16 protein-coding genes and 1 tRNA gene are annotated in these 13,111 nt (G+C 68.9%); 13 read left to right on the top strand and 4 right to left on the bottom strand.

Annotated features, from left to right (window positions below; translation table 11 throughout):
• Window positions 1–265 precede the first annotated feature (265 nt).
• The 12 genes from MQN93_RS12215 (at window position 266) to MQN93_RS12160 (ending at window position 7,927) form a co-directional block, all read left to right on the top strand.
• On the top strand, window positions 266–703 hold the full coding sequence (locus MQN93_RS12215) for an ATP-binding protein (RefSeq protein WP_242709493.1): 438 nt from the start codon (window positions 266–268) through the stop codon (window positions 701–703).
• A gap of 86 nt (window positions 704–789) precedes the next feature.
• On the top strand, window positions 790–1,518 hold the full coding sequence (locus MQN93_RS12210) for a GntR family transcriptional regulator (RefSeq protein WP_242709492.1): 729 nt from the start codon (window positions 790–792) through the stop codon (window positions 1,516–1,518).
• Window positions 1,519–1,641: 123 nt separating this feature from the next.
• Window positions 1,642–1,992 (top strand): SCO3933 family regulatory protein, encoded by a 351-nt coding sequence (locus tag MQN93_RS12205; RefSeq protein ID WP_242709792.1) that lies wholly within the window; start codon window positions 1,642–1,644, stop codon window positions 1,990–1,992.
• Window positions 1,993–1,997: 5 nt separating this feature from the next.
• A complete protein-coding gene (locus MQN93_RS12200) occupies window positions 1,998–3,371 on the top strand; it encodes an FtsK/SpoIIIE domain-containing protein (protein WP_242709491.1) in 1,374 nt (457 codons plus the stop codon).
• A gap of 90 nt (window positions 3,372–3,461) precedes the next feature.
• Window positions 3,462–4,094, top strand: a complete 633-nt coding sequence (locus MQN93_RS12195) for a DUF2637 domain-containing protein (RefSeq protein WP_242709490.1) — start codon at window positions 3,462–3,464, stop codon at window positions 4,092–4,094.
• 19 nt (window positions 4,095–4,113) lie between these two features.
• Window positions 4,114–4,344, top strand: coding sequence for an RING finger protein (locus MQN93_RS12190; protein ID WP_242709489.1), 231 nt, complete (start codon window positions 4,114–4,116; stop codon window positions 4,342–4,344).
• Window positions 4,341–4,532 (top strand): mobile element transfer protein, encoded by a 192-nt coding sequence (locus MQN93_RS12185; protein WP_242709488.1) that lies wholly within the window; start codon window positions 4,341–4,343, stop codon window positions 4,530–4,532. The genes MQN93_RS12190 and MQN93_RS12185 overlap by 4 nt, the downstream gene beginning before the upstream one ends.
• Before the next feature lie 10 nt (window positions 4,533–4,542).
• A complete protein-coding gene (locus MQN93_RS12180) occupies window positions 4,543–4,737 on the top strand; it encodes a hypothetical protein (protein WP_242709487.1) in 195 nt (64 codons plus the stop codon).
• A 14-nt stretch (window positions 4,738–4,751) separates the two neighbouring features.
• A complete protein-coding gene (locus MQN93_RS12175; RefSeq protein WP_242709486.1) occupies window positions 4,752–4,997 on the top strand; it encodes a SpdD protein in 246 nt (81 codons plus the stop codon).
• 130 nt (window positions 4,998–5,127) lie between these two features.
• The gene (locus MQN93_RS12170) at window positions 5,128–6,429 is read left to right on the top strand and encodes a replication initiator (protein ID WP_242709791.1); all 1,302 of its coding nucleotides are present in this window, start codon (window positions 5,128–5,130) and stop codon (window positions 6,427–6,429) included.
• Window positions 6,426–6,632: a helix-turn-helix domain-containing protein gene (locus MQN93_RS12165; RefSeq protein ID WP_242709485.1), complete on the top strand. Its 207-nt coding sequence runs from the start codon at window positions 6,426–6,428 to the stop codon at window positions 6,630–6,632. The genes MQN93_RS12170 and MQN93_RS12165 overlap by 4 nt, the downstream gene beginning before the upstream one ends.
• The gene (locus MQN93_RS12160; RefSeq protein WP_278190680.1) at window positions 6,629–7,927 is read left to right on the top strand and encodes a site-specific integrase; all 1,299 of its coding nucleotides are present in this window, start codon (window positions 6,629–6,631) and stop codon (window positions 7,925–7,927) included. Before MQN93_RS12165 ends, MQN93_RS12160 begins: the two co-directional genes overlap by 4 nt.
• 75 nt (window positions 7,928–8,002) lie before the next feature.
• On the opposite strand, the gene MQN93_RS12155 is transcribed toward MQN93_RS12160, so the two are convergent.
• The 3 genes from MQN93_RS12155 to MQN93_RS12145 all read right to left on the bottom strand — a co-directional run bounded on the left by MQN93_RS12155 (window position 8,003) and on the right by MQN93_RS12145 (window position 9,899).
• Window positions 8,003–8,076 (bottom strand) — tRNA-Pro (locus MQN93_RS12155).
• 34 nt (window positions 8,077–8,110) lie between these two features.
• A complete protein-coding gene (locus MQN93_RS12150; RefSeq protein WP_242709483.1) occupies window positions 8,111–8,896 on the bottom strand; it encodes a Pr6Pr family membrane protein in 786 nt (261 codons plus the stop codon).
• Window positions 8,897–8,972: 76 nt separating this feature from the next.
• Window positions 8,973–9,899: a metallophosphoesterase gene (locus MQN93_RS12145; RefSeq protein ID WP_242709482.1), complete on the bottom strand. Its 927-nt coding sequence runs from the start codon at window positions 9,897–9,899 to the stop codon at window positions 8,973–8,975.
• 119 nt (window positions 9,900–10,018) lie between these two features.
• Here MQN93_RS12145 and MQN93_RS12140 point away from each other — a divergent pair, with 119 nt between their 5' ends.
• On the top strand, window positions 10,019–10,486 hold the full coding sequence (locus MQN93_RS12140) for a GatB/YqeY domain-containing protein (protein ID WP_037783410.1): 468 nt from the start codon (window positions 10,019–10,021) through the stop codon (window positions 10,484–10,486).
• Between the two features lie 156 nt (window positions 10,487–10,642).
• On the opposite strand, the gene MQN93_RS12135 is transcribed toward MQN93_RS12140, so the two are convergent.
• Window positions 10,643–12,949 carry a transglycosylase domain-containing protein gene (locus MQN93_RS12135; RefSeq protein WP_242709481.1) on the bottom strand — a complete coding sequence of 769 codons (2,307 nt, stop codon included), beginning with the start codon at window positions 12,947–12,949 and terminating at the stop codon, window positions 10,643–10,645.
• Window positions 12,950–13,111: the final 162 nt, after the last annotated feature.

Here is a 13,111-nt window from a genome sequence, read left to right as displayed (position 1 = left end):
TCTGCCGAATCGCTTGCATCGGCAGACTGGCTAATGCCACTATCCAGTAAGTGGCTAAGGCCACTTACTGGGAAGGAGGCACGGCGTGACGGGTCGGCGGCCGGATCAGGGTGCGCGATTAGCTTGCCGGGGGTGCCGGGGGCGCGGTTGGAAGCGTGTCAGCTCGCGTACGACGCTGGCGCTCTCCACTGCCAACGACCGCGGCCGTGCCACATCGAAGCGACGGTGCCTCGACTGCGACGGCACCGGCAAGGAGTAAGCGCGGATGGCATACACACTCGACCGCGATCCCACCCCGGAGTCGCCGCGTCTCGGAGCGATGACGCTGCACCCCGCTCCGGAGTCCGTACCCCGGGCGCGGCGCTGGTTCCAGAAGTTCATCGCCCCGCACAACCCGGCCTGCTCGGTCGAGGACTGCGCGCTGATGATCTCGGAGCTGGTGACGAACGCCATCGTCTACGGGCGGTCGGACGAGCCGTGGATGGTGCGGGTGGAGTGGTTCCGAGAAGGGACCTCGCTGCGGGTGGAAGTGCACAATCCTGGGTTCCCCGCCAGCGTGCGACTCAGGCGCCCGGACGCCAATGACGCGCACGGTCGTGGGCTTCTCCTGGTCGACTCCATCGCTGATACGTGGCACTCCGGGCCCAGTCGCTTCGGCGGGACGGTGGTCTCCTTCGTGGTGGCCGATGCCTGGCCGAGTTGACGTACCGCCCTGCATCTATTGTGAGCGGAGCGCAGACGCTAGTCTGGTTGACCAGTTGACTTGGCCAATCTCACCGGGCGGCGTTCATGGCGTATGAAGTCGAGCCACCGAAGTACGTGCGTCTCGCGCAGACGATGCAGCGTCGCATCGAAGACGGCACGTACCCGCCCGGCACGCGCGTTCCCAGTGAGAACCAGCTGGTCCAGGCCTTCGGGATGTCCCGCCCGACCGTCGTGCGTGCGCTGGAGTTGCTGAAGCGGGACGGATGGTTGGAGTCCCGGCAGGGGTTCGGGACCATCGTGCGGGGGCGTCCGGAAGTCGTCGAGCAACAGGACCGGCGGGGACGTGAGGCGTTGGAGCGCGACGAGTCGCAGGCCTCGGGTCGGCTGGTCGACGTCGGCGAAGTCCCCGTGCCCGCTCGGATCGCCTCTGCTCTCGGCCTGCCCAAGCGGACCAAGGTCCTCGTGCGCCGCTTTCTTGTCGAAGAGGACGGCGAAGCAGTCGAGTTGGTCTCGTCGTACTTCCCCGCCGGCCTCCTCGAAGGGACCGAACTGGACAGCCCCGAGCTTCTGACTGGCAGCGTCCGCGAGCACCTGGAAGCCAGGAAGAAGATCCGCTTCGACCACGTGACCGAGCGGATCTCCGCGCGACTGCCCGAGGCTGGCGAAGCCGAGCTTCTCGGCATGCCGGATGGCGTACCCGTTCTCAGTGTTCTTGTCGTTGCCCGTGACGCTTCGGGGCAAGCCCTGCAAGTCTCTGACGTGCTGCTTCCTGCTGATCGGCAGGAACTGGAAGACACCTACCGTCTGAACTGAGCCCCGATAGGGGCGAGTTCTCCCCTGAAGCCACTTGACAAGTCAACCTGGCATCTCTAACTTCGAACTTGCTAAGTCAACCTGTCAGGTGGCAGGTTGATCGACTCTGAAGGAGAAATCTCTGTGCGTGTGATCCGTATTGACGCCTCGTCCGCAACGATCCTGCTGACCGAAGCTCCGGCGCCGAAGGTGCGCGACCGGCAGACCGGTGAGATCGCCAAGGACGCCGTGAGCGGCGAGGCACTGATGACCGTCGGCGTCGTCTACATCGACGAAGGCGAGTCGTCGCTGATCCAGGTCACCATCCCGGAGAGCGGTGTCACAGACGGCCTGACCGTCGGCGCGCCGGTCTCGCTTCCGGGCCTGGTGGCTCGTCCGTGGGAAAGCGTCTTCAACGGCCAGCAGCGGCACGGCATCGCCTACCGGGCCACCGCCATTGCGCCGGGCGCCTTCCCGATGGCTGAGGCGGGCTGATCGACGTGACAGACCTCGTGACGCTGGCCGAACTGGGAGGGCCGCTCGCTGCGATAGGCGGCGCGGCCTATGCCCGGCACGCCTACCCGGCGGCGTACTGGTCCACGGTCGGGCTGCCGGTCTCGGTGGCCCGGCTGCTGGCCTCGTACACGTCGACCATGGACGCCTGCGGTCTGACGGTCGCGCCGCCCCGGTGGCGGGCACTGGCCGTCAAGGCCACGACTCGCCGGGAGGTTCGACCGGTGCCGCCGCGCCGGGGTCTGATCCGGCCCACTTCGACCGGCCTGCGGGTCCGGTTGAGGCTGGCGCCGGGACAGGAACCGGCGGACGTCGCCGCCTCGGCGGAACGTCTCCGGCATGCCTGGGGCGTACATGCCGTGTACGTCCGGGACGTCAAGCCCGGTGTCGTGGAACTGCGGCTCGTCGGCTTTGACGTCCTCCGCAACGTGCGGATGCCTCGTCGGGTCGCCGGTGACCTGCTGCGGGTGTCGGTGGCTGTGCGGGAGGACGCGACCGCGTTCGTACGTGACTACCGGGCCGTTCCGCATGAACTCGTCCTGGGCGCAACGCTGTCGGGCAAGTCCATGTTTCTGCGGAACCTGCTCACCAGGCTGGCCGCTCAGCCGGTCGTCCTGGTCGGCATCGACTGCAAACGCGGGGTCGAGTTGGCGCCGTTCGCTGCCCGACTCTCCGCGCTGGCGACGGACCCGGACCAGGCGGCGGAGCTGCTGCCCGTGCTGGTCAAGGAAATGGAGGACCGCTACGACCTGATCAAGGCCCGGCGGGGCATCGCGCCCGGCACTCCGGAAGAGCTGATCACCTCGGACATCTGGGGCCTGCCGGAAGACGAACGCCCGGCTCCCATCGTGCTGTTCATCGACGAGGTGGCCGAACTCTTCCTCGTCGCCACCAGGAAGGAAGAGGAACGGCGGGACGAGATGGTCACCCAGCTCATCCGCCTCGCCCAACTCGGCCGCGCCGCCGGCCTCTACCTGGAGGTCTGCGGGCAGCGCTTCGGCGCCGAACTCGGCAAGGGCGCCACCATGCTCCGGGCCCAGCTCACCGGCCGCGTCTGCCACCGCGTCAACGACGAGGCCTCCGCCAAGATGGCGCTCGGCGACATCGCCCCCGAGGCGGTCTACGGCGCCTGCGCCATCCCTGCCGAACTGCCCGGCCTGGCCGTCGTCGGCGACACCTCCGGCGGCTGGTCCCGCATCCGTACCCCGTATCTCTCCCTCGCTGATGCCGCGGCCACCTGCCGCGCAACGGCTCACCTCGCCCCCGACCTTCCGGCGCTCGCTCCCTTCCGGCCGTACGTCCCTCCTGTGCCGGTAGAGGACTCCGGGCCGGTCGTGATTCCGCAACCGGCCGCCGAGTAGCCGAGTCCGAATCTGCTCCAAACGGTCGGCGTGGCCGTCCCGCGCCAAGTCCCTACCCCTGCCATGCCTGAAACCGGAAGGAGGCGTGAGGTGCGTGCTCTGCCCGTCCGACTCGACGCCGTACTGGTCCAAGCGCTGATCGCCGCCGCGCTGTCCTTCGCGCACCTGCACGACGTGGCCTCGGCCGCCGGACAGCACGGATGGAAAGCGTGGGCCTACCCGGTCTCCGTCGACCTGCTGCTGGTGGCGGCCTGGCGGCGGCTCCGGTCCGGCGGCTCGAAAGGCGCTGGGTGGTGCTGGTTCCTCGTCGCACTGACCGCCTCGCTGGGCGCCAACGTCGCCACCGCTGGACTGCTCGACCTGAACGCGGTACCGGCCTGGCTGCGCATCCTCGTCGCCGGGTGGCCGGCCATCGCCTTCCTCGGCGGAACGCTGCTCGCCCATGAGCCGCAGACGCAGCAGGAGGCGCCGGAACCCGATGCGGCGCCGGTGCCGGACGAGGACGCTGTTCCGTCCCCCTCGGCTCCACAACTGCCCGCCGCAGAACACGAGTCAGCCCCGCCCGCAACCGTTTCCGTCCCGCCGGCACTCGCCGCCCTGGCCCGCAAGGTCGCCGACGAGCACCGCGCCCGGACCGGAACCCCCATCGACACCTCGACGCTTCGCGCCCGGCTCGGCGTCCCGATGCCGCTCGCCGAAGCCATCGCATCCCAACTCACCTGATCCTGGAGGGCTTTCACCCTTGCGTCCGTCCACGCTCCGCGCGCTGAAACGCGCCGCCGAGCTGACCCGACAGAACCGCCTCACCGAAGCCGTGCTGATCGCCGAACCCGTGATCCTCGCCGCCGACAGCTACGAGGGCGACGAGATCGTGCGCTGGCTGGCCGACCACGTAACCGACTTCACCGGCGAGACCAGCGAGATCGGCAAGACCAGCGAGACCGACGAGACCGACAAGGAGACCCGGTCATGACTGCCAACCGCCGCTTCCGCAACGTCATCCGTATCGGTCCCGTACAGGTCGGCACGTACTACGACGGCCGGGGCCGCGAGAAGCACACCGCCGCCTGCACGGCGCCGCGCTGCGGCTTCTCCACGGACTTCGACAGCCGCGCCGCCGCCGAGCTGGCCGCCCGGACTCACCGTTGCTCCGTCCGCTGAGGAGATCGCCGTGACCGTCTCGCTGCCGCTGGTCTTCGTCCTGGGCGTCATCGCCTGGGCCGCGATCAAGTTCCTCGGTGTCCGTCTCTGGGTCGCCGTGGTGATCGCGCTGTTCGGCTTCTGGCTCTCGCACACCTTCCTCGCACCCGCCGTCGAGTCCGGCACCCGATCAGGGGTCGGCGTCGTCAACGGCACCCACAAGTGACAAGGAGGTTCGCCATGTTCCGCCCCAAGCTCCCCGACGTCCCGACGCTGCCGACGACACCCGTCGTCCCTCAGCAGACGCAGGTTCCGGTGCCCACCTCGGCCCGGTGGCTCACGCCCACCGCGGGCGCGGTCGCCGCCGTGGTCGTCGTCGGGATAGTCCTCACCGCGCTCCTGGCGGCCGTCGCCGTATCGGCCGTGTCCGTGGCCATCGCCGCCGTAGTCCTGCGCTCCCTGTTCAACAGCGCCAACAAGCACTGACCGGCCGCCGGGGCGGCAAAAGCCGCCAAGCATCCCGCCGCCCCGGAGCCGTCCCTCCCAACCGCTGAAACAGCCGAAAGGAATGTCCATCATCACCCGGCAGACTCCGCCCCCGCTGGCGGTACTCTCCATGCTGGCCTCACTCGGCACCCTGCCCGAGCTGGCCCACCAACTCTCCGGCCTGGGCGGCTGCACCCACCCTGTCCGCCTCGACGGCCACCGCACCGAATACGAGGTCGACACGGCAACCGGCGAGATCGGCCGAGTCCTGCGCCACCTGGACTCCGCCACCCTCCCCGCCGGTCAGCTCCTCGTCCGCTGCAACAACCGCCGCGCCACGCGGTGTGCAGCCTGCGCCGAGACGTACCGCCGTGACACCTACCACCTGATCACCGCCGGACTCCGCGGCGGCAAGGGCACGTCGGAACGGGTCGCCACGCACCCGCGCGTGTTCGCCACGTTCACCGCCCCGAGCTTCGGCCCGGTCCACAACCGCCCGTCCGGTGGCCGGGACTGCCGCTGCGGCATCCGCCACGACGAGCAGGACCCCGCCTTGGGCACGCCGCTCGACCCGGAGACGTACGACTACGAAGCGGCCGTCTTGTGGAACGCGCACGCGGGAGCCCTGTGGAGGCGCTTCTCGATCTACCTCCGCCGGGAGGTAGCCAAGCGCGCCGGCCTCACACAGCGCACGTTCCGCGATCACGCCCGGATCTCCTTCGCGAAGGTGGCCGAGTACCAGAAGCGCGGTGCCGTCCACTTCCACGCGGTGATCCGCCTTGACGGCCCGGAGGGCGGAGACACCGAACCCCCGGCGTGGGCCTCGGCCGAGCTGCTGACGGACGCCATCCGTGCCGCTGCCACGGCCGCACGGGTCGAGGGACCGGAGATCGACGGCCGGGCGCACCGCTTCGTCTTCGGCCGACAGCTCGATGTCCGCGTGATCCGTTCCGCCGCCTTCGACGACGGCCAGGAGCTGACCGAGCGGGCCGTAGCGGCCTACATCGCGAAGTACGCCACCAAGGGCGCCGAGACGGCGACCGGCACGCTGGACCGGCCGATCCGCTTCCTCGCCGAGCTGGCGCAGGCCCGGATCTCGGACCACGCCCGGCGCATGATCGGTACCGCGTGGGCTCTTGGCGCCCGCCCCGAGCTGGCAGACCTCCGGCTTCGGGCCTGGGCTCACATGCTCGGCTTCCGCGGCCACTTCTCGACCAAGTCCCGCCGCTACTCGACCACGCTCGGCGCCCTGCGCGACGCCCGAGCCGAGTGGCGCCGCGCCCAAGCGGCCACGGCCGCCCCGCAGGACGGCGACACCACGCTCGTACTCGCCCACTGGGTGTTCGCCGGAACGGGCCTCAGCGCCGCCGAGACCTGGCTCGCCGCCTCACTCGAACCCGCCCCCGGAACGGAAGGAGAGCCCACTACATGACTCCGGCCACGATCAGCCGGAAGTGGCACACGGTCGCTGAAGTCGCCGAAATGCTCGGCTTCAGCCTCTCCAAGACCAAGTCGCTCGTGCTCACGGGCGAGATCCGTTCCGTCAAGATCGGGCGCAATCGCCGCATCCTGCCGTCCTGGGTGGACGAGTACGTGAGCCGCTGCGCCGAAGAAGCCGAGAGGTGGTCGGTATGAGCGGCAAGCGGGGCAACGGCGAAGGATCGATCTACCCCTATCGGAACGGCTTCGCCGCGTACGTCTGGGTCACGACACCGGACGGCAGCCGCAAGCGCAAGTACGTGTACGGGCCTACGCGCAAGGACGTCCACGAGAAGTGGGTGAAGCTCCACAACGAGGCGAAGAAGGGGCCGGTGGCGACCAATACGCCGACCCTGGCGCAGTACCTCACGTACTGGTTGAAGGAAGTTGTGGAACCCAACCTCCGGCCGCTCACCGTCGCCACGTACGAGACGACCGTGCGTCTCTACATCGTCCCGTTCCTCGGCTCGAAGCGGCTCGACCGGCTGACCGTCCAGGACATGCGGAGCTGGCTCAACAAGCTCGCCGAAACGTGCCAGTGCTGCGCGCAGGGCAAGGATGCGAAGCGGCCCGAGGAAAAGCAGCGCTGCTGTGCTAAGGGGAAGTGCTGTCGACGGACGCTTTCGAAGCGCTCGGTCAACGACGCGCGGACGGTCCTCCGCAGTGCGCTGACCAACGCCATGGTGGAAGAGCGCATCTCGAAGAACGTCGCCCAGCTCGTCAAGGTCCAGCGGGCTCGGCGCAAGCGGCCGGACCCCTGGTCGGTCGAGGAGGCGTGCGCCTTCCTGGAGAACGCGCAGACCTGGCGGGACTACCTGTACCCGGCGTACGTCCTCATCCTCGTCCTGGGCCTGCGGAAGGGCGAGCTCCTGGGCCTCACCTGGTCCGACGTGAACCTCGACACTGGCGAACTCCGGATTCAGCACCAACTGCAACGCGTCCGCCGGCGCCTCATTCACACGGACACGGCCAAGACGGAGGCCTCTGAGGCTGTGCTGCCGCTGCCGGAGATCTGCCTGACCGCCCTCCGGCTGCGGATGAAGGAACAGGAGGCGGCGAAGCAGCAGGCGAAAGACCTCTGGACGGAATCGGATCTCGTCTTCACGACGCGCTACGGCACCCCGGTGGAGCCGCGGAATTTCAATCGGGAGTTCAACCGGCGCAGCGACCGTGCGGGGGTCCGTCGGATCCGGGTCCACGACACCCGCCACACCTGTGCCTCGCTCCTGGCCGCCCTCGACGTCCACCCTCGGATCGCCATGCAGATCCTCCGCCACTCCGAGATCGCCGTGACCATGGAGGTCTACACGCACGTGCCCTCGGCGGAGACGCGGAAGGCGCTCCGGAAACTGGGCAATGCCCTGGGCGGCAGCAAGCAGAAAGACAGCAAGAAGAAAGGCAAGCGGAAGCAGGAAGAGCCACCGGCCAAAGACGGCCAGCAAGAGCCATAGAGGTTGCTGTACTCCACTGCTGTACGCACGTCAGAGGGCCTGGTGCAACTTGCACACCAGGCCCTCTGACCAGCGTCGGGGTGGCGGGATTTGAACCCACGACCTCTTCGTCCCGAACGAAGCGCGCTGCCAAGCTGCGCTACACCCCGATCGTCGCTGCTGCTCGCGGCGACGTCGATTACTTTAGCCCACCGGTGGCTGGAGACGAAATCCGGTTTTTCGGCGGTGGTGGACGGGGTTGGGGCGGGCGTGGTCGAGGGCCACGAGGAGGATGGCCAGGCCGTAGAAGGCGAGACCGAGGAGGAGGGCGTTGGCGAGGACGTTCTTGTAGCTGTGGAGGCCGACGTCCAGGAAGGGGTAGAGATAGCGGCCCGGTGTGCCGGGCAGGATCAGCTCGCCCCGTGCGAAGGAGAAGAGCAGGTACGCCAGGGGGTAGAGCAGCCAGGTCGCCGCCTGGCGGAGGCGTAGGCGGCCGCGGGGTGTCAGGAGCAGCCAGTCCAGCAGCACCGCGACCGGGACCACCGTGTGCAGGATCTGGTTGCTGATCCACTGCCGGCCGGTCAGGGCCGACGTGCTGCCCGTCATGGAGAACACGGGCGAGGCGTCGGCCAGGAGCAGGTGGTAGACCAGGGCCGTGATGGTGATGTAGAGCAGCGTCGCACCCGTCCAGGCCGGGCGGAGCGGCCGGCCGGCCTTCCAGGCGCGGCGGGCCGACAGGGCGAAGACGACGGCCACCAGGATGTTGCTCTGGATCGTGAAGTAGCTCAGTACCCGCACGGGGCTGCCGAGCAGCAGGTCGAGCGTGACTCCCGCCGCTGCCGTCAGGGCGACCACGAAGCGGTACACGGCGGCGAGCGGACGCCGTACGGGAGTCACCACCGCGGCGGCGGGAACCGACGAGGGCAGCAGCGAGGGCATGCCGGACAGCGCGGGAAGATCCGGCATGTCCCGGGGTATCGGGGCGGTCATGCCCTCAAGCTAGGCAAAGGGCGTATAAGGGGCCACGCGAGTAGGCCGCCCGGGTTACCCCCGTCCCACCAGCGCCTTACTCCCGCCCCACCAACGTCAGCAGCGTCGCCTCCGGCGGGCAGGCGAACCGTACCGGCGTGTAGCGGTTGGTGCCGCAGCCCGCCGACACATGGAGGTACGACGTGTGGCCCTCGGCCGTGTGCGTCGACAGCCCCTTCACCCGGTCTGTGTCCAGGTCGCAGTTGGTGACCAGGGCGCCGTAGAAGGGGATGCAGAGCTGACCGCCGTGGGTGTGACCGGCCAGGACCAGGGGGTACGCGTCCGCCGTGAAGGCGTCCAGGACACGCAGGTACGGCGCGTGCACGACGCCCATGGAGAAGTCGGCCGCCCCGGACGGGCCGCCCGCCACCTGGGCGTAGCGGTCGCGCTTGATGTGCGGGTCGTCGAGGCCCGTGAGCTCCACCGATACGCCCTCGACCTTGAGCGTGCCGCGGGTGTTCGTCAGGTTCAGCCAACCCGCCGCGTCGAAGCCGTCCCGCAGGTCCTCCCACGGGTTGTGGATCGCGCCGACGACCGGTGCGTTGCCGTTCAGCCCGTGGCGTCGCTGTGCCTTCTCCAGCAGATAGCGGGCCGGGTTGCGGAACCTGGGGCCGTAGTAGTCGTTCGAGCCGAAGACGTACGCCCCGGGGAACTCCATCAGCGGGCCCAGTGCGTCGAGGACCTCCGGCACGCCCTCCGGGTCGGACAGGTTGTCGCCCGTGTTGATCACGAAGTCGGGGCGCAGCCCGGCCAGTGAGCGCAGCCAGCGCTGCTTCTTGCGCTGCCCGCCGACCATGTGGATGTCGGAGACCTGGAGGATGCGCAGGGGGTGCATCCCCGGCGGCAGGACGGGGACCGTCACCCGCCGCAGCCGGAACGAGCGGACCTCGAACCCCGCCGCGTACACCACACCCGCGGCGCCGGCCGCCGCGATCCCCAGAGGTACTCCGTATCGAGCGCGCATACTCCCATCGTGTCAGACCCGGAGGACCTCTCCGTCCCCACCGCCCGGTAATCCCCCGTGACCCCACCGCCCTTTAAATGCGCGGGCATCGGGCCCTCGGCACCTGCGACAATCGCCCCATGACCACCACGCTCAAGTCGAAGCTGCAGGAAGACCTCAACGCCGCGATCAAGGGGCGCGACGAGCTCCGCTCCTCGACGCTGCGGCTGACGCTCGCCGCGATCACCAAGGAGGAGGTCGCGGGCAAGGAGAAGCGCGAGCTCTCCGACGACGAGGTGCTGAAGGTGATCACCAAGGAGGCGAAGAAGCGCCGCGAGGCGGCCGACGCCTTCGCTCAGGGTGGTCGCCCCGAGCAGGCCGAGCGGGAGAGGGCGGAGGGCGAGGTGCTCGCCGTGTACCTGCCCAAGCAGCTCGGCGACGACGAGCTGGACGCCATCGTCGCGCAGGCCGTCGAGGAGGCCAGGGCGGCGGGCGCCGAGGGCCCGCGCGCCATGGGCGCCGTCATGAAGATCGTGAACCCGAAGGTCGCGGGCCAGGCCGAGGGCGGCCGTGTGGCCGCGGCGGTGAAGAAGCACCTGGCGGGCTGAGCGACCGGCCGGGAGGCGTACGTCCCTCAAAAGCCGCGCATGCGAACGGCCGTTGCGCGAACGGCCGTTGTGGTGCGCATTGCTGTTGTGCGAACGGCCCCTGACCCACCGAACCCGGTGGCACAGGGGCCGTTCGTTCGCGTACGGACGCCGGCGTCAGCCGCGCCGGCCCCCGGGGCCGTTCCCGCCGTTGCCGTTCTGCCCCTCGAAGAGGTTCTCCGGGATGGAGAAGGTGGGCGTCGGGAAGGTGCCGCCGTTCCCGTTGCCGCCGTTGCCGTTCCCGCCGTTGTCCTCGCCGCCGTTGTTGCCGCCCACGAGACCGCCGATGAAACCGTCGTCTCCGGGGTCTCCGTTGTCCCCGTCGTCATGGCCGTGGCCGCGGCCCTTGTCGCCGTCGGGGATGTCGACGAGGTTGAAGTTCTCCACCGGCTTGCCCTCCAGGGCGCCGGTCATGGCGTCCTTCCAGATCGGGCCCGGAGTGTCGGCGCCGTAGACGAGCGAGTGGTACACACCGCCGATGCTGATGTTCTTCATCTGGCGCCGGTGGGTGGGGTCGCCGACCCAGACCGCGCCCGCCATGTTCGGGGTGTAGCCGACGAACCAGGCCGCGTAGCGGTTGTCCGTCGTACCGGTCTTGCCCGCGCTCGGACGGCTGCCGAGGCCCGCCTGCTGACCCGTGCCGTCCTCGACCACACCCTTGAGGAGCGTGCTGACGGTGTCGGCGGTCTTCTCCGACATGGCGCGCGAGCAGGTCGACTTCGGCACCGCGAGGGACTTCTTCTGGCTGCCGACGGTCTGCGTGATGGACTCGATGGCGACCGGCGTGCAGTACATGCCGCGCGCCGCGAAGGCCGCGTACGCGTTCGCCATCGTCAGCGGGGACATCTCCTGGGTGCCGAGCGCGATGGAGGGGGCCTGCTGCATCTTGCCGCCGTCCGCGCGCTCCACGCCCATCTTCTGGGCCATCTCGACGACCGGGCAGATGCCGATGTCGCTGATCAGCTGCACGTAGTAGGTGTTGACCGACTTCGCGGTCGCCTGCTTCATGCTGTACGGGCCGTGCTCCGACTCGTTCTCGTTCGTCAGCTTGGCCGGGTTGTTCGGGTCGGTCCGCCACTCCTTGCCGTCGCAGATCGACACCGGGCTCGGATACGCCATCTCGTACGGCGAGGAGTACGACTTCGTGGCCGGCGTGCCGCCCTCCAGGGCCGCCGCCGCCACGATCGGCTTGAACGTCGAACCGGGCTGGTAGCCCGCGCCGCCGCCCATGCCCTGGTCCACCGACAGGTTGATCTGCGTCTCGTGCTTGCGGAAGCCGTACGGCCGTGACTGGCCCATCGCGAGGATCTTGCCGGTGCCGGGCTCGACGAGGGTGGCCGCGGTGGCCACGGAGTCGCTCTTGTAGACGTGGTCCTTGATCGACGCCTCGGCCGACTCCTGCGCCTGCGGGTCGAGCGTCGTACGGATCGTCAGACCGCCTTGGTTCCAGACCTTCGCGCGGGCCTCCTTGGTCTTGCCGAAGACCGGGTCGGTGAGGAACACCTCGCGCACGTAGTCACAGAAGAAGCCGGCGCCCTTGACCGCGGTGATGCAGCCGTTCTTCGGCTTGCTGGGCTTGAGGCCCAGCGGGGTCTTCTTGGCCTTGTCGGCCTCGGCCTGCGAGATGTCGCCCATGTCGGCCATGCGCTGCAGCACGACATTGCGGCGCTTGGTGGCCTCCGCCTCGTCGTTGACCGGGTCGTACCGGCTCGGCGACTGGACGATGCCCGCGAGCAGCGCCGACTCCTGGACGTTGAGGTCCTTGGCGTGCTTGGAGAAGTAGCGCTGGGCGGCGGCCTCGACGCCGTAGGCCTGCTCGCCGAAGAACGTGATGTTCAGGTAGTTCTCGAGGATCTTCTTCTTGCCGAGCTCCTCCTCGACCTGGATCGCGTACTTCAGCTCCTTGATCTTGCGGCCGAGGGTCTGCTGGGTGGCCTGGGCGACCTTCGTCGGGTCGTCGCCGGCCTCCTCCACGAAGACGTTCTTCACGTACTGCTGGGTGAGCGTGGAGGCGCCCTGGGCGACGCCGCCGCTGCGCGCGTTCGTGTTGAGGGCGCGCAGGACGCCCTTCAGGTCGACCGCGCCGTGCTGGTAGTAGCGCGAGTCCTCGATCGCGACGATCGCCTTCTGCATGTACGGCGAGACGTCCTTGAGGCCGACCACCGTGCGGTCGCGCGAGTAGACCGTGGCGATCTGGCCGCCGTCGGCGTCGAGGATCGTGGTGCGCTGGCTCAGGGGCGGCGTCTTCAGGTTGGCGGGGAGCTCGTCGAAACTCTCCACCGATCCCTTGGCGGCAAGCCCCAGCGCGCCGAAGGCGGGCAACGCGATGCCGGCCAGCACCGCACCGGCGAGCACACTGACACCGAGGAACTTGGCGGCCTGCTGCGTTGGCGACAGACCACCGCCCGAGCGCTTCTTTGGCATGAGGGCAGCCTACGTTCTCATTCGCCGGACACGCGTATATGCCTTGGCCTAAGCTGCTCTCAACTGTCACAGCAGTAGGGCCACGTATCAATACGTCCGGCGACCCCGAATCGTTCCGGAGGTTCCCCGACTTTTTTGAGGGGCACGTGTCCGAATCCGCCT

This window comes from Streptomyces spinosisporus, assembly GCF_022698145.1.
Taxonomy (GTDB): domain Bacteria; phylum Actinomycetota; class Actinomycetes; order Streptomycetales; family Streptomycetaceae; genus Streptomyces; species Streptomyces spinosisporus.
Note: the sequence above shows the minus strand (reverse complement) of the source record. Positions and strands in the feature narration are given on the sequence as shown.